Source organism: Demequina zhanjiangensis (assembly GCF_030418315.1).
Lineage (GTDB): Bacteria > Actinomycetota > Actinomycetes > Actinomycetales > Demequinaceae > Demequina > Demequina zhanjiangensis.
On record NZ_JAUHPV010000005.1, the window covers coordinates 79,345 to 98,306 of the forward strand.

The 18,962-nt window shown below is 68.1% G+C and carries 13 protein-coding genes and 1 tRNA gene; 7 read left to right on the plus strand and 7 right to left on the minus strand.

The features are described 5' to 3' along the window. The first annotated feature begins 104 nt into the window (after nucleotides 1-104). Genes gltB through pyk form a run of 3 tightly spaced genes read left to right on the plus strand, consistent with a single transcriptional unit; the run spans nucleotide 105 to nucleotide 7,534 of the window. Complete coding sequence (gene gltB, locus QQX04_RS09100; protein WP_301128389.1) at nucleotides 105-4,640, plus strand: glutamate synthase large subunit; 4,536 nt, start codon at nucleotides 105-107, stop codon at nucleotides 4,638-4,640. Beyond that, nucleotides 4,633-6,099, plus strand: coding sequence for a glutamate synthase subunit beta (locus QQX04_RS09105; RefSeq protein ID WP_301128391.1), 1,467 nt, complete (start codon nucleotides 4,633-4,635; stop codon nucleotides 6,097-6,099). The genes gltB and QQX04_RS09105 overlap by 8 nt, the downstream gene beginning before the upstream one ends. A 16-nt stretch (nucleotides 6,100-6,115) precedes the next feature. Next, on the plus strand, nucleotides 6,116-7,534 hold the full coding sequence (gene pyk / locus QQX04_RS09110) for a pyruvate kinase (protein WP_301128393.1): 1,419 nt from the start codon (nucleotides 6,116-6,118) through the stop codon (nucleotides 7,532-7,534). A gap of 122 nt (nucleotides 7,535-7,656) precedes the next feature. Here the strand turns inward: pyk and QQX04_RS09115 are convergent, their stop codons facing one another. Continuing rightward, nucleotides 7,657-8,115 (minus strand): methylglyoxal synthase, encoded by a 459-nt coding sequence (locus tag QQX04_RS09115; protein ID WP_301128395.1) that lies wholly within the window; start codon nucleotides 8,113-8,115, stop codon nucleotides 7,657-7,659. Nucleotides 8,116-8,293: 178 nt separating this feature from the next. Beyond that, nucleotides 8,294-8,367, minus strand: a tRNA-Leu gene (locus QQX04_RS09120). Between the two features lie 21 nt (nucleotides 8,368-8,388). Here QQX04_RS09120 and QQX04_RS09125 point away from each other — a divergent pair. Next, nucleotides 8,389-9,012 carry an ANTAR domain-containing response regulator gene (locus tag QQX04_RS09125; protein WP_301128397.1) on the plus strand — a complete coding sequence of 208 codons (624 nt, stop codon included), beginning with the start codon at nucleotides 8,389-8,391 and terminating at the stop codon, nucleotides 9,010-9,012. 284 nt (nucleotides 9,013-9,296) lie between these two features. Further along, a complete protein-coding gene (locus QQX04_RS09130) occupies nucleotides 9,297-10,568 on the plus strand; it encodes an ABC transporter substrate-binding protein (RefSeq protein ID WP_301128398.1) in 1,272 nt (423 codons plus the stop codon). Between the two features lie 459 nt (nucleotides 10,569-11,027). Here the strand turns inward: QQX04_RS09130 and QQX04_RS09135 are convergent, their stop codons facing one another. From QQX04_RS09135 to QQX04_RS09155, 5 genes are all read right to left on the minus strand, one after another. Then, nucleotides 11,028-11,756, minus strand: coding sequence for an ABC transporter ATP-binding protein (locus QQX04_RS09135; protein ID WP_301128400.1), 729 nt, complete (start codon nucleotides 11,754-11,756; stop codon nucleotides 11,028-11,030). After that, nucleotides 11,757-12,620, minus strand: a complete 864-nt coding sequence (locus tag QQX04_RS09140; protein WP_301128402.1) for an ABC transporter ATP-binding protein — start codon at nucleotides 12,618-12,620, stop codon at nucleotides 11,757-11,759. It lies immediately after the preceding gene. After that, the gene (locus tag QQX04_RS09145; RefSeq protein ID WP_301128404.1) at nucleotides 12,613-13,596 is read right to left on the minus strand and encodes a branched-chain amino acid ABC transporter permease; all 984 of its coding nucleotides are present in this window, start codon (nucleotides 13,594-13,596) and stop codon (nucleotides 12,613-12,615) included. Before QQX04_RS09145 ends, QQX04_RS09140 begins: the two co-directional genes overlap by 8 nt. A gap of 3 nt (nucleotides 13,597-13,599) precedes the next feature. Next, nucleotides 13,600-14,706: a branched-chain amino acid ABC transporter permease gene (locus tag QQX04_RS09150; protein ID WP_301128406.1), complete on the minus strand. Its 1,107-nt coding sequence runs from the start codon at nucleotides 14,704-14,706 to the stop codon at nucleotides 13,600-13,602. A 101-nt stretch (nucleotides 14,707-14,807) separates the two neighbouring features. After that, a complete protein-coding gene (locus QQX04_RS09155; protein WP_301128408.1) occupies nucleotides 14,808-15,218 on the minus strand; it encodes a PaaI family thioesterase in 411 nt (136 codons plus the stop codon). A gap of 18 nt (nucleotides 15,219-15,236) precedes the next feature. Between QQX04_RS09155 and polA the strand changes: the two genes are divergently transcribed. Both polA and QQX04_RS09165 read left to right on the plus strand, forming a co-directional pair. Next, nucleotides 15,237-17,891: a DNA polymerase I gene (polA, locus tag QQX04_RS09160; protein WP_301128410.1), complete on the plus strand. Its 2,655-nt coding sequence runs from the start codon at nucleotides 15,237-15,239 to the stop codon at nucleotides 17,889-17,891. Nucleotides 17,892-17,901: 10 nt separating this feature from the next. Further along, nucleotides 17,902-18,924, plus strand: coding sequence for a 6-phosphofructokinase (locus QQX04_RS09165; protein WP_301128412.1), 1,023 nt, complete (start codon nucleotides 17,902-17,904; stop codon nucleotides 18,922-18,924). Nucleotides 18,925-18,962: the final 38 nt, after the last annotated feature.

The window sequence follows — 18,962 nt, forward strand, 5'->3', positions numbered from 1 at the left end:
GCTTGCCCGGCGCGGTACGCTGGTCACCCATGCTCCCCCCGGGTCGACGGTGCCCATCAACCATGAGGACCCGCCGCGTGCGGCGTCCGATGAAGGACGGTTCAATGGCCTCGCTTCTCAGCGCCCCCCAGCCCTCCGGAGGGCTCTACAACCCCGCATACGAGCACGACGCCTGCGGCGTCGCCTTCGTGGCGACCCTGCGCGGCACTGCGGGCCGCGACATCGTCGATGCAGGGCTGACGGCGTTGAAGAACCTCGAGCACCGCGGCGCTGTCGGCGCTGAGACGGAGACCGGCGACGGCGCAGGCATCCTCACCCAGGTTCCCGACGCGTTCCTGCGCGAGGTCACCTCCTTCGATCTGCCTGAGGCCGGCGCCTACGGCGTGGGCATCGCGTTCCTCACCCCGGGTGAGGAGGACGCGGAGACGCGCATCTTCGAGGACGCGGCTGCCGCTGAAGGAGTCACCGTCCTCGGATGGCGCGACGTGCCGGTCGAGCTCGGCTCGCTCGGCCCTTCCGCGCAGGCCTCCGCGCCCACGTTCCGCCAGGCGTTCCTCGCGTGCGACGGGTTGGCGGGCGTCGAGCTCGACCGCCGGCTGTATCGCGTGCGGCGTCGGTCCGAGCACGCGGACGGACCGTTCTTCGCGTCGCTGTCCGCGCGGACCCTGACCTACAAGGGCATGCTGACCACGTATCAGCTGGAGAAGGTCTTCCCGGACCTGCTGCACCCCGCGTTCGCGTCAGAGCTTGCGCTCGTGCACTCGCGCTTCTCCACCAACACGTTCCCGTCGTGGCCTCTCGCGCAGCCGCTGCGCCTGATCGCGCACAACGGCGAGATCAACACCGTGCAGGGCAACCGCAACTGGATGGCGGCGAAGGAGGGCATGCTCCGCTCCGAGCTGCTGGGCGAGATGGCCGACATCGCGCCGATCTGCACGCCCGGCGCCTCCGACACGGCTTCGTTCGACGAGGTCCTTGAGCTGCTCCACCTCGGTGGGCGCTCGCTGCCCCACGCGGTGCTGATGATGATCCCCGAGGCGTGGCAGAACAACCCGCACATGGACCCCGCGCGGCGTGCGTTCTACGAGTACCACTCGACCCTCATGGAGCCCTGGGACGGCCCTGCGGCGCTCCACTTCACCGACGGCACGCTCATCGGCGCGACCCTCGACCGCAACGGGCTCCGCCCCGGACGCTTCTGGGTGACGGACGACGGCCTGGTGGTGTGCGGCTCGGAGGCGGGCCTGCTCGACATCGACCCCGCCAAGGTGATCCGCAAGGGACGCCTCCAGCCCGGCCGCATGCTCCTGGTCGACACCGCGGGCGGCCGCATCGTGGAGGACGAGGAGATCAAGGCGCAGCTCGCGTCCGAGCACCCGTACTCGGAGTGGATCGACACGTTCGCCATCCGGCTGTCCGAGGTTCCCGACCGCGAGCACATCTCGCACTCGGCCAGGTCCGTGATGCGCCGCCAGCGCGCGTTCGGATACACCGAGGAGGAGCTGAAGATCCTGCTCACGCCGATGGCGAAGAACGGCATCGAGCCGATCGGAGCGATGGGCTCGGACACGCCGATCGCCGTGCTGTCCAAGCGTCCGCGCCTGCTCTTCGACTACTTCGTGCAGATGTTCGCGCAGGTCACGAACCCGCCGCTCGACTCGATCCGCGAGGAGATCGTCACCTCGATCGGCGGCGCGATCGGGCCTGAGCCGAACCTTCTCGAGGCGCTTCCTGAGCACGCGCGGAAGGTCATGCTCGACTTCCCGGTGATCGACAACGACGAGCTGGCGAAGATCGCGCATATCGACGCTGACCCGCGCCTGCGCGGCATCTTCTCCGCGCGCAAGATCCGCGGCCTGTACCGCGTGGCGGAGGGCGGAGAGGGGCTCGAGGCACGGCTCAAGGAGATCTTCGAGGAGGTCGACCAGGCGCTCGCCGACGGCGTCTCCTTCCTGATCCTCTCGGACCGCGACGCCAACAAGGACCTCGCGCCGATCCCGTCGCTGCTGCTCACCGCAGCAGTGCACCATCACCTGGTGCGGCATCACACCCGGACGCAGATGTCGATGGTGGTCGAGGCCGGCGACGTGCGGGAGGTGCACCACGTCGCGCTCCTCATCGGATACGGCGCCGGTGCGGTCAACCCGTATCTGGCGATGGAGACCGTCGAGGACCTCGCGCAGCGCGGCTACCTCGGTGACGTCAGCGCGGAGAAGGCCGTCAAGAACCTGATCAAGGCGCTCGGCAAGGGCGTCCTGAAGATCATGTCCAAGATGGGCATCTCCACGATCGCGTCCTACCGCGGCGCCCAGGTGTTCGAGGCGATCGGTCTCTCGCGCTCTCTCGTGGACCGGCACTTCGTCGGGACCCCCAGCCAGATCGACGGTGTCGGTCTCGACGTGATCGCACAGGAGGTGGCGCAGCGCCACGCCGACGCGTACCCCGCGTCCGGCGAGCTGCCCCCGCACCAGCGCCTCAACACCGGCGGCGAGTACCAGTGGCGCCGCGACGGCGAGGAGCACCTGTTCGACCCGGAGACGGTGTTCAAGCTGCAGCACTCGACGCGCACGCGTCGATTCGACCTGTTCCGTGAGTACACGGACAGGGTCGACGACCAGGCGAAGCGCCTCATGACCCTGCGTGGGCTCCTCGAGTTCTCGTCGGACCGTCCGTCGATCCCGATCGACGAGGTCGAGCCGGTGAGCGACATCGTCGCGCGCTTCAGCACGGGCGCCATGTCGTACGGCTCCATCTCGAAGGAGGCGCACGAGACGCTCGCGATCGCGATGAACCGTCTGGGCGCCAAGTCGAACACCGGTGAGGGAGGCGAGTCGCCGGAGAGGCTGCTCGACCCCGAGCGCCGCAGCGCGATCAAGCAGGTCGCCTCGGGCCGCTTCGGTGTGACGAGCGAGTACCTCGTGAACTCGGACGACATCCAGATCAAGCTCGCGCAGGGCGCCAAGCCCGGTGAGGGCGGTCAGCTGCCGGGAGCCAAGGTGTACCCGTGGGTGGCCGAGACCAGGCACTCGACGCCGGGCGTCGGCCTGATCTCGCCGCCTCCGCACCACGACATCTACTCGATCGAGGACCTCAAGCAGCTGATCCACGATCTGAAGAACGCGAACCCCACGGCGCGCATCCACACGAAGCTCGTGTCCGAGGTCGGCGTCGGCACCATCGCTGCTGGCGTGGCGAAGTGCAAGTCCGATGTCGTGCTCATCTCGGGACACGACGGAGGCACGGGCGCGAGCCCGCTGAACTCGCTCAAGCATGCAGGCGCGCCCTGGGAGGTCGGCCTGGCCGACACCCAGCAGACGCTCGTCCTGAACGACCTGCGCGACCGGATCGTCGTCCAGGTCGACGGCCAGCTGAAGACCGGGCGAGACGTGATCGTCGCTGCCCTGCTCGGCGCCGAGGAGTTCGGCTTCGCCACGGCGCCGCTCGTCGTGTCCGGCTGCGTCATGATGCGCGTGTGCCACATGGACACGTGCCCCGTGGGCGTCGCCACGCAGAACCCGGAGCTGCGCGAGCGCTTCACCGGCAAGCCGGAGTTCGTCGAGACCTTCTTCGAGTTCATCGCGGAGCAGGTCCGTGAGCTGCTCGCCGAGCTCGGATTCCGCAGCCTCGCGGAGGCCGTGGGACACGTCGAGGTCCTCGAGACCAAGGCCGCCGTCGAGCACTGGAAGGCGAAGGGCCTCGACCTGAGCCCGGTCCTCGCTCGCCCTGCCGAGGGCGCAGCGCTGCTCAACGCCACCAGTCAGGAGCACGGGCTGGAGGACGCGCTCGACCAGCAGCTCATCGCAGCGGCCGCGCCGGCGCTCGACCGGGGCGAGCCCGTCTCCTTCGCGATCCCGATCCGGAACGTCAACCGGACGGTCGGCACCATGCTCGGGTACGAGCTCACTCGGAGCCATGGAGGCGCAGGCCTGCCGGACGACACCATCGACATCACGTTCACCGGATCGGCGGGGCAGTCATTCGCCGCCTTCGTGCCCAAGGGCATCACGATGCGCCTCGTCGGCGACGCGAACGACTATGTCGCGAAGGGGCTCTCGGGCGGCCGCGTGATCGTGCGTCCCGCACGTGAGGCGATGCTCGATGACTCTCGCGACGTGATCGCGGGCAACGTCATCGGCTACGGCGGCACGTCGGGTGAGATCCTGCTGCGCGGCGTCGTGGGTGAGCGTTTCCTGGTGCGCAACTCGGGCCTCACCGCGGTCGTCGAGGGCGTGGGCGACCATGCGCTCGAGTACATGACCGGTGGCACCGCTGTCATCCTCGGACGGACCGGCCGCAACCTGGGCGCGGGCATGTCTGGCGGCACCGCCTATGTGCTCGACCTGCGCACGGAACGTGTCAACAAGGAGGCGCTGGCCGGGGGAGAGCTGACCCTCTCGCCGCTCGACGCCGAGGACGAGACGATCGTGCGCACGCTCATCGAGCGTCATGTCGCCGAGACCGAGTCCCCGTTCGGCAAGGAGCTCCTCGCCGACTGGACCGCGACCGCGACACGTTTCACGCGGGTCCTTCCCGCACAGTACGCGCGGGTGCGTGAGGCGCTCGCCGAGATCGAGGCGAAGGGCGGCGACCTGACCGCCCCCGGCGCCTGGGCCGACTTCCTGGAGGTGACCGGTGGCTGATCCCCGCGGATTCCTGAAGGTGCGGGAGCGTGAGCTCCCGCAGAACCGCCCCGTGCCCGTCCGTCTGCGGGACTGGAGCGAGGTCAAGGACGAGCTGACGAAGGACTCGGCGCAGCTCAAGCGCCAGGCCGGCCGCTGCATGGACTGCGGCATCCCGTTCTGCCATCAGGGGTGCCCCCTCGGCAACCTGATCCCCGAGTGGAACGACCTCGTATGGCGCGACCAGTTCGAGGACGCGATCGAGCGCCTCCACGCGACGAACAACTTCCCCGAGTTCACCGGGCGCATCTGCCCGGCGCCGTGCGAGACCTCGTGCGTGCTCGGGATCAACCAGCCTGCGGTGACCATCAAGAACGTCGAGGTGTCGATCATCGACGAGGCGTTCAAGCGCGGCCTCGTCCGACCGCACGTGGCGCAGCGTCACACCGGTCGCACCGTCGCGGTGGTCGGCTCCGGACCGGCGGGCCTCGCCGCTGCGCAGCAGCTCACGCGCGCCGGCCACACCGTCGCGGTCTACGAGAAGGACGACCGCATCGGCGGACTGCTTCGCTACGGTGTGCCCGACTTCAAGATGGAGAAGCGCCACATCGACCTGCGTGTGTCGCAGATGGAGGCCGAGGGCACCCGCTTCCGCACGGGCGTCTCGATCGGTGAGGACCTCACCTGGGACGACCTGCGCGCCCGTTTCGATGCCGTGCTCGTCGCGACCGGAGCGCCCACACCGCGTGACCTGCCGCTTCCCGGACGCGAGCTCGACGGGATCCACTTCGCCATGCCCTACCTGCACCAGGGGAACCTGGCGGCTGCCGGCGACGAGGTCCCGGAGCAGATCACCGCCGAAGGTAAGCACGTCATCGTCATCGGCGGAGGAGACACCGGCTCGGACTGCATCGGCACCGCGCTGCGCCAGGGCGCGGCCTCGGTCACCACGCTCGCGATCGGCAAGAAGCCGCCGCTGGACCGGACCGAGTCGATGCCGTGGCCCACGGATCCTCGCGTCTTCGAGGTGTCGTCGAGCCACGAGGAGGGCGGCGCACGAGAGTACCTCGCGTCCACCGTCGAGTTCGTGTCCGACGAGAACGGGCACGTGAAGGCCCTCCGGGTGGCGGAGACCCAGTACAACGCCGACGGCTCCCGTACGCCGACGGCCGGAACCGAGCGTGATGTGCCAGCAGACCTGGTACTGATCGCGATGGGCTTCACTGGGCCTGAGGTCACAGCGCTTCAGGACCAGGCCCGGGTAGCGTTGACCTCGCGCGGTCAGATCGACCGCGCCGAGAACTTCTCGACGTCGGCCGACGGCGTCTTCGTCGCCGGCGACGCGGGTCGTGGCGCTTCGCTCGTGGTCTGGGCGATCGCCGAGGGCCGCGCGGCGGCGGCTGCCATCGATGAGTACTTGACCGGGAGCACCGAGCTTCCGGCCCCCGTGACGGCGCGCACCACTGCGCTCCGTGCCTAACGCAAGGTTGGAGAACATGCGAAACGCGAAGATTGTCTGCACGATCGGACCGGCCACTGCGCCGCTCGACCGGATGCGCGAGCTGGTGAACGCCGGCATGGACGTGGCGCGGATCAACCGCAGCCACGGCTCCGAGGCGGAGCACGAGACGGTCTACAACAACGTCCGCCAGGCCGCTGCCGAGTCCGGCCGCAACGTCGCCGTCCTCGTCGACCTTCAGGGTCCCAAGATCCGTCTCGAGAAGTTCGCCGACGGCCCGCACGACCTCGCGGTGGGTGATGTCTTCACGATCACCACGCGCGACGTCGAGGGCACCAAGGACATCTGCGGCACCACGTTCAAGGGCCTTCCCGGCGACTGCAACGTCGGCGACACGCTCCTGATCGACGACGGCAAGGTCCGTCTGGAGGTCACCGAGGTGACCGACACCGACGTCGTGACGAAGGTCGTCGTCCCCGGCCCCGTGTCGAACAACAAGGGCATCAACCTGCCCGGCGTCGCCGTCTCGGTTCCCGCGCTGTCGGACAAGGACGAGTCGGACCTGCGCTGGGGCCTCAAGCTCGGCGCCGACTACATCGCTCTGTCCTTCGTGCGCTCTGCGAAGGACTACGAGGACGTCGCCCGCATCATGGCGGAGGAGGGGCGTACGGTCCCCGTCGTCGCCAAGGTCGAGAAGCCGCAGGCCGTCGAGAACCTCGAGGAGATCGTCGACGCGTTCGACGGCGTCATGGTCGCCCGCGGTGACCTGGGCGTGGAGCTCCCGCTCGAGGAGGTGCCGCTCGTCCAGAAGCGCGCCATCGAGCTGTGCCGCGCCAAGGCCAAGCCGGTCATCGTCGCCACCCAGGTGCTCGAGTCGATGACGCACGCGCCGGTTCCGACCCGCGCCGAGACCTCGGACTGCGCCAACGCGATCCTCGACGGCACCGACGCGGTCATGCTGTCCGGTGAGACCTCGGTCGGTGACTTCCCGATCGTCACGGTCGAGACGATGGCGCGCATCGTTCAGAACACTGAGTCGAAGGGGCGTCACCGTATCGCGCCGTTCCCCACGGTCCCCAAGACCCGTGGTGGTGCGATCACGCACGCGGCTGCGGAGATCGCCGAGAACCTCGACATCAAGTACATCTGCACCTTCACCCAGTCCGGTGACTCCGCGCGTCGCATGTCGCGTCTGCGTCCCGAGACGCCGATGCTCGCGTTCACGCCCGACGAGAACACGCAGCGTCGTCTCGCGCTCTCGTGGGGCATCACCGCGGAGCTCGTGGAGCACGTGGACTCGACGGACGCCATGGTCAAGGTCGTCGACTCGTACCTCAAGGACAACGGCCTCGCCTCCGACGGCGAGTTCGTGATCGTCGTGTCCGGCGCGCCCGTGGGAACGCCCGGCACCACGAACTCGATCCTCGTCCACAAGGTGGGCCAGGTCCGCTCGTAGACCGAGTCGCATAGCGACGAAGAAGGGCCCCGTCGGTGCATCCGGCGGGGCCCTTCTTCTGTGTCTGTGCAGGGCGGCAGGTCGGCCCCGTGAGGCGGGCTGGGCGCTCCCGCCCTGACGGGCTAGTCCTCGGAGTCCTGATCCCTCATCTGCTCCCAGTTGCGCGGGCCGAGGTCGGGCACCGCCCTGTCGTAGTCGGACTCGAACAGGGGAGAGGAGATGATGAAGTCGGCCGTCGCGACGTTGGAGGCCATCGGGATGTTCCAGAGCGCTCCCAGACGCAGAAGCGCCTTGACGTCAGGGTCGTGCGGCTGCGGCTCCAGCGGGTCCCAGAAGAAGATCAGCATGTCGATGCTGCCTTCAGCGATGCGGCCGCCGATCTGCTGGTCGCCGCCGACTGGTCCGGAGAGGAACCGCTGCACGCTCAGGCCGAGCTCGAACTCGAGCATCGTGCCCGTCGTGCCGGTGGCATAGAGGTGGTGCGGAGCCAGGCGCTTCTTGTTGAAGCTGGCCCACTGAAGCAGCTCCACCTTCTTGTTGTCATGCGCGACGAGCGCGATGTGCCTCTCGACGATCGCCATGGATGGACCTCCCGGGGTCATGCGCGCGCCACGGCTCTCCGGGCGCTTCGATGGGACTGCCACAAGCATGCCAGAGGCGGAGCGACGTCCATTCCTGCGAAGGTGCCGGTCACGACGGCACACGCTCGCACCGGAGCGGTCAGCGCCGAGAGTACGCGCTGGCGCTGGCATGCCACAGTGCCCCGAGTGGGATTCGAACCCACACTGAATCGGGTTTGAGCCGACTCCCTCTGCCAGTTGGGGTATCGGGGCGCGACGACTAGGCTAGCGCCTGTGACAGCAGAGAACGACACGACGCAGGCCAGCGGAGCCGCGTCCACGAAGTCTCGTCGGGCCCTTGTGGTCGAGGACGAGGCCCTTATCCGCATGGACATCGTCGAGACCCTGACCGAGGGCGGCTACGAGGTCGTCGGCGAGGCCGGCGATGGCGAGGAGGCGATCGCCAAGGCGAAGGAGCTCAAGCCGGACATCGTCGTCATGGACGTCAAGATGCCGGTGATGGACGGCATCACCGCCGCCGAGCACATCGCCAAGGACCGCGTCGCGCCTGTGGTGCTTCTGACGGCCTTCTCCCAGACCGAGCTCGTCGAGCGCGCGCGCGACGCAGGCGCCATGGCCTACGTGGTCAAGCCGTTCACCCCGGGCGACCTTCTGCCCGCCGTGGAGATCGCGGCCTCGCGCTACCAGGAGATCCGCGCGCTCGAGTCGGAGATCGCCGACATCAACGAGCGTATGGACACGCGCAAGAAGGTCGAGCGCGCCAAGGGCCTGCTGATGGAGAAGATGAAGCTCAACGAGCCCGAGTCCTTCCGCTGGATTCAGAAGACCTCGATGGACCGTCGCCTTACGATGCGCGAGGTGGCCGAGGCTGTGATCGATCAGATGGGCGGCAAGTAGCCCATCGCAGAGGCGAGGCGCGGTTCCCCAGCGAGGGGAGCCGCGCCTTTCCCTTTCCCCGGGGAGCGCGCCCGCGGCGCCGAAAACCCGCGAACCCGGACGAAATCGGAGAAGAACTTCGTGTTACGCGGAGGTTTCCCCCGTCGAACAGCCTTCTAGGTCACGAAATCGTGATGATCGCGACGCATGAGAGAAACATACGCTCGCTAGTTTGGCGGCATCGAGTAGGGACCGTCCCTACAGCGATGCGCTGACGGTGGCTCCCGTCAGTTTGGAGGAAAAACATGGCACGATGGAACACCATCGCGCGTGGCGCGGCCCTGGCGGCCGTCGCGACGCTGGCGCTGGCCGCCTGCTCCACCGACGAGGGCTCGGAGACGAGCTCGTCGTCCGACGGTGGCGGCGCTACCGGCGACGGGCTGAAGATCGGCTCGCTGCTCCCGATCACCGGTTCGCTCGCCTTCCTCGGCCCGCCTGAGGTCGCTGGTGTCGACCTCGCGATCACCGAGATCAACGAGGCTGGCGGTGTGCTGGGCTCGGACGTCGAGGTCATCCACGCCGACTCGTCCGACACCGCGAACCCGCAGATCGCCTCGCAGTCGGTCTCCGACCTGATCTCGCAGGGCGTCGCCGGCATCGTCGGTGCTGCGTCGTCGTCCGTCTCGCTGAACGTGGTCGACGACATCGCCGCTGCGTCGGTCGTGCAGATCTCGCCCGCGAACACCTCGACCGCGCTGTCGGGCTACTCGCCCTTCTACTTCCGCGTGGCGCCGCCGGACACCGTTCAGGGTTCCGCGCTGGGCAACGTGATCGTCGCCGACGGCGTCGAGAACCTCGGCATCCTGGTGTTCGAGGACGACTACGGCACGTCGCTGCGCGACGTGGTGGTCTCGACGGTCGAGGCCGAGGGCGTCAACGTCACCTACGGTGGCACCGAGACCTTCGACCCCACCGCGACGAACTTCTCCGCCGAGGTTCAGGCCGTGATGGCCACGAACCCCGACGCGATCCTCGTCATCGCGTTCGACCAGACCTACCAGCTCATCCCTGAGCTCGTGGGCGCGGGCTTCCCCGGTTCGGAGCTGTACTTCACGGACGGCAACACCGCCGACTACTCGGCCGACTTCGAGCCGGGCACCCTCGAGGGCGCCAAGGGCACCATCCCGGGCGCCAACCCGTCCGAGGACTTCCAGGCCCTCCTGGACGAGGCGAACGGTTCGCCGCTCGACTCGTACTCGTACGGTGCTGAGTCCTACGACTCGACCATCCTGCTCGCCCTCGCGGCGGTCAAGGGTGGCGCGACCGACGGCGCGACGGTGCAGGCCAACATGGCTGCCGTGTCCGGTGCCAACGGTGGAACCGAGTGCGACAGCTTCGCCGCGTGCGTCGAGCTGATCGAGGCCGGCGAGGAGATCCAGTACATGGCTGTCTCCGGCTCCGGTCCGTTCAACGAGGCGAACGACCCGTCGTCCGCGTACATCGGTGTGTACGAGTACGACGAGAACAACGTCAACATCTGGACCGAGGCCGTCTACGGCGAGGTCCCCGCAGCCTAAGCTGCTCAGTTGAGTGGAAGGGCCCCCGGCTTCGGCCGGGGGCCCTTTCGCATGCCCGCGTGCGGCGGCGGGACCGACTCCGGGCCCGCTGCGCACGTTCCCGGGCCCTCGAGGCCGACGCTGGTGTCTGCACGCCGGTCCGGGCGGACCGTGGCTCCACCAGGTCTTCCCGGCGATGTGACCATCGCTTTCTGGCGTGTGCCCCGCACGGTGGGCGCGTCACAGGCTCTGGGCGTGACACCGGCGCAGGGGGCCGCTCAGGGGCCGACGCTCCACGGCAGCGGCAGGAGGCGCCTGGCGCTCTTAGGGGCACGGCACGGCCGCGTACCGGCCTGCCGCTCGCGCCGGGGGAGCGCGGCACCACGCGCTCTCCGGAGCGCGTCGGCGGCGGCACGGCCACCGCGGCATGCAGAAGGCCCCGCCACCTTGCGGTGACGGGGCCCTTCGCGTGGAGCGCTGCTAGGCGCCGAGGGTACCGAGGTACAGCTCGATGACCTTGGGGTCCTTGAGCAGCTCCTGGCCGGTCGCGGTGTACGCGGACGTGCCCTGATCGAGCACGTAGCCGCGGTCCGCGATCTGGAGGCAGCGACGAGCGTTCTGCTCGACCATGATCACCGTGACACCGGTGCGGTTGATGTCGCGCGTGCGGACGAAGGTCTCGTCCTGGCGCGCAGGGGAGAGGCCCGCTGACGGCTCGTCCAGAAGCAGCACGTGCGGGTCCATCATGAGCGCGCGGGCCATGGCGACCATCTGACGCTCACCGCCCGAGAGGGACCCCGCACGCTGCGTGCGACGCTCGCCGAGCACGGGGAACAGGTCGACGATCTTCTCGAACTGCTCCTTGAATTTCTTGTGGGCCTGGTAGCTGCCCATCTCGAGGTTCTCCTCGATCGTGAGGGAGGGGAACACGTTGTTCGTCTGCGGGACGAACCCGATGCCCTTCTTCACGAGCTCGTCGGCGCGCTTGTTGGTGATGTTCTCACCCGCGAGCGTCACTGAGCCTGAACGGATGGGAACCAGACCGAAGAGGGCCTTGAGGAACGTCGACTTACCGGCGCCGTTGGGGCCGATGATGCCGATCAGCTCGCCCTCGCGGACCTCCATCGTGCATCCGTTGAGGATGTCGATGCCGGGAAGGTAGCCGGCGATGATGTCGTCGGCGTGCAGGATGACAGGTGCGTCGTTCACTTACCGCTCCTCGAACAGGTCGGTGTCGTGGTGCGCGCCCAGGTAGGCATCCTGCACCGCGGGGTTGGCCATCACGGTTCCGGGCGGACCCTCGGCGATGATCTTGCCTTCGGCCATGACCACCACCCAGTCGGAGATCCGGCGGACCATGTGCATGTCGTGCTCGACGAACAGGACTGTGACGCCCTGGTTCTTCAGCTCGATGATGTGGTCCAGGAGAGACTCGGTGAGCGCCGGGTTGACGCCTGCCATCGGCTCGTCGAGCATGACGATCTCGGGGTCGGACATGAGCGCGCGGGCCATCTCGAGCAGCTTCCGCTGTCCGCCCGAGAGCTCGCCGGCGTAGTCGTCACGCTTCTTGTCGAGCTTGAAGCGCACGAGGAGCTCCTCGGCCTTCTCGGTGATCTCCTGCTCCTGCTTCTTCCACAGTGCGGGGAAGAAGGCGCGGGCGAGGTTCTCGCCGACCTGGTTCGCCGCCCCGAGACGCATGTTCTCGATCACGGTCATGCGCGACAGCGCCTTCGTGAGCTGGAATGTGCGGACCATGCCGGACCGCGCGACCTGCGCGGGCGACTTGGAGTGGAGCGAGAAGCCGTTGAAGGACCACTCACCGGTCTGCGGTCGGTCGAAGCCCGTCAGCAGGTTGAAGAACGTGGACTTTCCCGCACCGTTCGGCCCGATCAGCGCCGTGATGGCGTTGCGCTGGACCTCGAAGTGCTCGACGTCGACGGCAGTCAGTCCGCCGAAGCGGCGCTGGATGTTGTCCGCGACGATGATCTTGTCCATCTTGGGGGCGCCGGCCTCATGGGGCACGAGCGCGAACGGGTCGGCGGACGTGGGCGTCGCCTTCTTCTTGTCAGCCATTGATCGCCAGCTCCCTCCTGTTTCCGAGGATGCCTTGTGGTCTGAAGATGACCAGCAGCATCAGGGTGACACCGACGAGCATGAGAGCGAAAGGCTCACGCTGGGTCGCGTTCATCAGCGTCTCGGGGATGAACATGGCCGAGAGCCCCTTGACGACCACGAGCGCCATCCAGAACAGCGCCGAGCCGAGGATCGGACCGAAGACGGTCGCGGCGCCGCCGAGGAGCAGCAGCGTCCAGATCCAGAACGTGGTGGGACGGCCCATCGAGTCGGGCTGGACGGCGTTTCCGAACGACCAGAGGATTCCGCCGAGCGCGCCGATGACGCCTCCGATGACGAGCGCCTGCATCTTGTAGGCGTAGACGTTCTTGCCGAGCGAGCGGACGGCGTCCTCGTCCTCGCGGATGCCCTTGAGCACGCGACCCCATGGGGACTTGGCGAGCATCCAGAACAGCCAGGCGAACAGGGCGACGAGGCCCCACGAGACCACGACCAGCCACCACGAGGTGGAGGCGGTGCCGTGAAGGGTCCAGGGCCCGATGGTGATCTGCTCGGAGGGGAACGGCGAGAGCGACTCGAAAGGCTCCTTGAAGTCGGTGCCTCGGATTCCCGTGGAGCCGCCGGTGATGTTCTTCATCACCGAGGATCTGCCCAGGAATCTGACGAACTCCGCCGCCGCGATGGTCACGATCGCCAGATAGTCGCCCTTGAGCTTCAGCGTGGGCCATCCGAGCAGGAGGCCGAAGGCCATCGCGAGCAGGATCGCCACGAGGATGCCGAGCAGCATGCCGCCGCCTTCGCGGACGGTGATGGCGTAGCCGTACATGCCCAGGAGCATGAAGCCCGCGTGGCCCATGTTGAGCAGTCCGGTGAGACCGAAGTGGAAGTTCAGTCCGATGGCCGCCAGCGCGAACGCGGCGGTGGCGGGTGCGAAGAGCTCGCGCCCGGCGTTGACGAGAAGGTCTGCGAAGTCCATGCGCTATCCGACCCTTTCCGCTCGACCGAGGATTCCCTGGGGTCGCACGAGCAGCACCAGGATGAGGATCACGAGCGCGGTCGCGACCTTGAGGTCGGCCGGGAGCCACAGCGTGGACATCTCGGCGACGACGCCGATCACGAGGGATCCGACCAGCGCACCGAACGCCTGACCGAGACCGCCGAGCGTGACGGCGGCGAACATCAGCATGAGCAGACGGGCACCCGCGTCGAACGCGGTGCCGTTGTCGTACAGGGCGAGGAGCACACCGCCGAGGCCCGCGAGGCCGGCGGCAAGGACCCACACGAGGCGGATGATCTTCGAGACCTGGATGCCGGAGGCCGAGGCGAGCGCCGGGTTGTCCGAGACCGCGCGGGTCGCGCGCCCGAGGCGGGTCCTCAGCAGGAACCAGGACACGCCGCCCAGGCACGCGAGGGCGATGACCAGCGAGATAAGCGTCTGCCGTCCGATCGAGAAGACGCCGAGGTCGATCGACTCATCGATCGCGATGGTGAGGCGGACGCGACCGCCGCCGATCCACCACTGGATGAAGTTGAGCAGCGCGAGCGAGAGACCGATGGAGACGATCATCTGCTGCACCATGGCGACGCCGCGACGTCGCAGGGGCGCCCACAGGAACTTGTCCTGCAGCCAGCCCGTGCCGGCGGAGACGGCGATCGCGATGATGGCGCCGACCACGAGCGGAAGCCCGATGTTGAACGAGGTGGGCACGAACGGGATCGTGATGTCCTGCGGCGTCACCAGGAAGTAGCAGAGGATCGCACCGAACGAGACCTGCTCGCCGTGTGCGAAGTTGCTCAGCCCCGTGGTGCCGTAGATGAGGGACAGGCCCACGGACGCAAGTGCCAGAAGCGTTCCGAATGCGAGGCCGTTGACAAGCTGCTGGAGCCAGCGGATCTGGCCCGTGCCTGTGGCGTCTGTGGTCGCGATCTCGTCGCCCGACGTGTCCGCAGCGACCACCTGGGCCGCTGCATCGGTCGCCTGCGCGCTGTCCGACATGATCACTGAGACAAGGGTGATCGCAGTCGCTGCGAGCAGGAAGACGACGATCGCACGCACGATGACGCGGCGATCGATGGTGGTCGTCACTGTTTCCTCCTGTTAGGGATTCCGCCAATCTAGACCAGCCATGTTTCGTTTGTGTAGCGGACCGATAACGTCATGGAGACGGCAAGATTCCTGCTGAAACGCTAAGAATCCTGCGAATCGGAAATGAGAAAGCAGGTAAGCCGCGCGGTAGCGACCCGTTGTCCCTTGCCGTCCACGACCTCGATCGAGTACGTGCAGACGCGACCGCCGAGGTGCAGCGCCGAGGCAGTTCCCGTGACGAGGCCGTCGCGCACGCCCCGATGGTGGGTGATGGACAGCTCCGTCCCCACAGCCGCGCGACCCTTGCCCGCATGCACCTGAGCTCCGTACGAGCCGAGCGTCTCCGCGAGCGCCGCGGTGGCGCCGCCGTGGAGGAGGCCGAAGGGCTGCGTGTTGCCCTCGACTGGCATCGTGCCGACGACCCTGTCGGCGGTGACCTCGGACAGGGAGATGCCGAGCCGCTCCATCAGGGAGCCTGGTACGACCGCGGCAGCGTCTTCGATGTCAGTCATGGCGATAGGTTGTCATGTGTGAGCGCTACTCCCCAAGGAACTCTTCTGCTGGTCGACGGACTCTCCATGGCGTTCAGGGCCTTCTTCGGCCTGCCGGTGGAGAACTTCTCCACCTCGACAGGCACGCCCACCAACGCCGTGTACGGCTTCACGACGATGCTCGCGACCCTCATGCGGGACCGCGAGCCGACGCACGTCGCCGTGGCCTTCGACCTTCCGGGAGGCACGTTCCGCACCGAACGTCTCCCGTCGTACAAGGGCACTCGGGACGCGACGCCTCCCGAGTTCGAGCCCCAGGTCCCGCTGATCAGGGAGATGCTGCAGGCGCTCGGCGTCGCGTCCGTGGACAAGGAGCGGTACGAGGCCGACGACCTGCTCGCCACCTACGCCAGGCTTGGCAGCGAGGCCGGTCTCCGGGTGCTCGTGGTGTCGGGTGACCGCGACACGATCCAGCTGGTCAACGACGACGTCACGCTGCTGTACCCCCGCAAGGGCGTCTCGGACCTCGTGGAGTTCACTCCCGACGCGGTGCGGGAGAAGTACGGTGTCGCGCCGGGGCAGTACCCGGACCTTGCGGCGCTGGTCGGGGAGACCTCCGACAACCTGCCTGGGGTTCCGGGCGTGGGACCGAAGACGGCCGCCAAGTGGATCGGGGTCTACGGTGGGCTCGAGGAGATCCTCTCCCAGGCCGACGACGTGCCTGGCAAGGCGGGGCAGAGCCTGCGTGACCATCTCGACCAGGTGCGGCTCAACCGCGAGCTGAACCACCTGCTGACCGACCTCGAGGTGCCCCTCGACCTCGAGGCGCTGTCCTACGGCGGGGCCGACGCTCAGGCGATCCACGAGATGTGCGACGCGCTCCAGTTCCGCACGTTGCGCGACAGGCTGCTGCCCTTCGTCGTCGGCGACGCGGAGGCTCCCGCCGAATCGCGTGACGAGGTGGAGGTCGTGCTCGAGGGCGCGGTCGACGCGGTGACGGCCCTGACCGGCGCCGTGACGCTCCACGTCGACGGCAGGACGGGGGCCGACGCGGACGCGTGGGCGGTGGGCGTGTTCCACGGCGGCGAGGCCTGGGGGATCGACCTGTCCTCGCTCACCTCGGCAGAGGAGGAGAGCCTGACAGGTTGGCTCGCCGACGCCACGGTGCCCAAGACCCTGCATGGCGCGAAGGATGCATGGCACTCGCTCGCGGCCCGGGGGATCGAGCTGCGCGGCATCGTCGGGGACACGCAGATCGCGGCGTTCCTGGTGAATCCGGACCAGCGCGGATTCGATCTGGACTCGGTCCTCCAGCGCTACCTGGGCGCCGTGCCGTCCGCGTCCGCCGGAGGAGACGAGCTCGACCTCGGGCTCTCGACGTCGCCGGGGCTCGCCGCAGGGGAGCGCGCGGCGCACGTCGCGGCGCTCGCCGATCTGCTCGACGCTGAGGTCGAGTCGCGCGGGATGTCCGATCTGTACGCAGACCTCGAGATCCCGCTCGTGTCGGTGCTCGCGCGCATGGAGGATGCGGGGATCGCCGTCGACACCGCCCACCTCGACTCGCTCTCCGACGAGGCGCTCGGCCGGGCCGCTCTCGCCGCGCAGGACGCGTACGACGCCATCGGGGGAGACCAGGTGAACCTGGGCAGCCCCAAGCAGCTCCAGGAGGTGCTGTTCGAGCGGCTGGGGATGCCCAAGACGCGGAAGATCAAGACCGGCTACTCGACGGACGCGGGTTCGCTCCAGGAGCTCCATGCGAAGCGACCCCACCCGTTCCTCGAAGCGCTTCTCGCGCACCGTGACTCCACCAAGCTGGCGCAGATCATCAAGGGCCTCGCGTCAGAGGTGAGGGCCGACGGCAGGATCCACACCACGTTCTCGCAGACGGTGGCGGCCACCGGCCGACTCAGCTCGCGCGACCCCAACCTCCAGAACATCCCGATCCGCACGGACGAGGGCCACCGCATCCGCGAGGCCTTCGTCGTGGGCGCGGAGTTCGAGACCCTGGTCACCGCGGACTACAGCCAGATCGAGATGCGGATCATGGCGCATCTCTCCGGCGACGAGGCGCTCATCGAGGCGTTCCGCGGCGGAGAGGATCTCCATCGGTTCGTCGGCGCGCGTGTGTTCGGCGTCGAGCCGGAGGACGTCACGCCGCACATGCGCTCCCAGGTGAAGGCCATGTCCTACGGCCTCGCATACGGGCTGTCGAGCTTCGGGCTGTCGAAGCAGCTCGGTCTTGAGGTGAGCCAGGCGCAGGCGCTGATGGACGACTACTTCGCGCGGTTCGGTGCCGTGCGGGACTACCTCAAGGGCGTGGTCGCGAAGGCGCGCGAGGACGGCTACACGGAGACGATCTTCGGTCGTCGGCGCTACATGCCCGACCTGAGCTCCACCAACCGTCAACGCAGGGAGATCGCGGAGCGTGCGGCGCTGAACGCGCCCATCCAGGGGTCTGCCGCGGACCTCATCAAACGTGCCATGCTTGGTGTCGAGGATCGTCTGCGGGACGAACGTCTGGCCTCCAGGCAGGTGCTTCAGGTGCATGATGAACTCGTGGTCGAGACGGCCCCCGGAGAGCGGGATGCGGTCGAGGCGATCCTCAGGGAGGAGATGGGTGGCGCGGCCGACCTCGCCGTGCCGCTCGACGTGAACGTCGGAGCGGGCGCTACGTGGCGCGCCGCAGGACACTAGGGATGGTGGCATGCGTATTGGAATCCTTACGGGCGGCGGAGACTGCCCCGGGCTGAACGCGGCGATCCGCGCAGTCGTGAAGCGCGGTACCGCGCAGCACGGCTGCTCCATCGTCGGGTTCCAGAACGGTTGGCAGGGCGTGATCGACGGCGACGCGAAGCCGCTCACGCGGGACGACGTCTCAGGAATCCTCGTTGAGGGCGGCACCATGCTGGGCACCGCCCGCTGCCACCCGCACAAGGTGCCAGGCGGCCTCGAGGCCGTGCAGGACACCGTGCACAACGAGAAGCTGGACGGGCTCATCTGCATCGGGGGCGACGGCACGCTGAAGGCGGCCGGCAAGGTGTCCGACGCGGTGGGGATCCCCGTGATCGGCATCCCGAAGACGATCGACAACGACGTGGTCGGAACCGACGCCGCGATCGGCTTCGACACTGCCGTCACCGTGGCGACCGAGGCGATCGACAGGCTGCACTCCACGGCCGAGTCCCACAACCGCGTCATGGTGGTCGAGCTGATGGGCCGCCACAGCGGGTGGATCGCCGTCACCGCGGGAGTCGCGGGAGGCGCGGACATCATCCTCGCGCCCGAGGAGCCCTTCGACATCGACCAGATCGCCAAGCGGATCAAGCACCGCCACCGCTACAAGAACTTCTCCATCGTGGCGGTGGCCGAGGGTGCGGTGCCCGCGGAGGGAACGTCATGGGACGGCAAGCCGACCCTGGACGCCAAGGGCAACCCGATCGCGGGCTCCATCGGGCACGAGGTCACGAAGGCGCTCGAGGCGCGCACCGGGTTCCCTGCGCGTCTGACCGTGCTCGGCTATGTCCAGCGCGGTGGCATCCCCACCGCAGCAGACCGTCTGCTCGGCACGCGCTTCGGCGTCGCGGCGATCGACGCGATCGTCGCGGGGGAGAGCCACAAGTTCACCGCGCTGAGCGGCGAGGACATCACGCTCAAGGACTTCTCCGTGATGTCCGGCAAGACCAAGTGGGTGCCCGAGGAGCTGCTTCAGGCGGCAAGCGGGCTCTGACCACGCGCCACGCACGGAGGTCACCCTCGGGAACCGTT